1 protein-coding gene is annotated in these 1035 nt (G+C 66.4%); it reads right to left on the minus strand.

All coding sequences use genetic code 11. The features are described from left to right. Window positions 1-123 precede the first annotated feature (123 nt). The gene (locus ACFWPJ_RS10160; protein ID WP_378849386.1) at window positions 124-837 is read right to left on the minus strand and encodes a helix-turn-helix domain-containing protein; all 714 of its coding nucleotides are present in this window, start codon (window positions 835-837) and stop codon (window positions 124-126) included. Window positions 838-1035: the final 198 nt, after the last annotated feature.

A 1035-nucleotide genomic window follows, 5' to 3' on the forward strand; every position in this document is an offset into this window, starting at 1 on the left:
TACTCTCCCGGTGATACCCCAGCCGAGCGTCTGCGTGATCTACTTACCGTTTAACCATCGGTGTTGCGACGACCCCTTGAAACCGCCCATCTCTCCGCGGCGGTTTCTTTGTTTCCGCGTGGGCTACCGCGCGGGGATCAGGCGGTAGAGCCACCAGGGGCGAGTGGGGAAGGCCGGGTCGTAGACGCGCAGGAGCATGCGGCGTTCGATGCCGGTGCTGCGTTCGCGGACGCGCAGGTGCCGACGGGCGATGTCCTGGGGACGGACGTCGCTGGTCCACACGGGATCCCAGTCGGGGGATTGACCGCAGGATTCGGTGATCGCGGTGACGCGCTGGGTCGGCGCGAGCGGGGCGAGCATGCGGAAGGCGTGGACCAGGAGCTGGGCTTCGGTGGTCCAGTCGATGAAGACCTTCTTCGCCGCCGGATCGAGGAACATCCACTCGAGCATGTTGACGCCCGCGCCGAGTCCGGGGAACAGGCGCTGGTAGTCGGAGTTCGCGGCGAGCAGGTCCATGGTGGGGAAGCGCTGTAGGCAGGCCGGATGGGTGAGGCTGGCCAGATCGGCCAGGTCCTCCGCGGACGGTGTGGCGGGCGCCGTGCCGGAATCGAGCGCGGGCAGACCGAGTACCAGGATGTGCTTGCGATACCAGAGCGGCACATCCAGCGAATCGAAAAGCCGCTGCAACATAGCGGGATTCGGCACCAGCGCACCCGACTCGATCTGACTGATCAGCAACGGCGCCATCTGCGCCCGCACGGCGAGCTCGGTCCGCGCCAGACCCGCCGCCATCCGCCGCTCGCGCAAATACACACTGAGCGCTGTACTTTCACCCATCACAACCCCCGAGCCTCACCCCGACCGACGGCAATTCCTAGGGTACGCCGGGTTCGGGACCTGGCCTCTGAAACGTCACACCCAGGCGCTCAGATAGCTCCTGACGTTGGGGGTCAGGTCTCGTAGGTGCGACCAGGGCAGTCTGCCCTGGTGCTGAAGCCTGCCGACGATGATTCCCGGGTGGACGCCCATGGACGC

Source organism: Nocardia sp. NPDC058497 (assembly GCF_042720195.1).
GTDB lineage: Bacteria > Actinomycetota > Actinomycetes > Mycobacteriales > Mycobacteriaceae > Nocardia.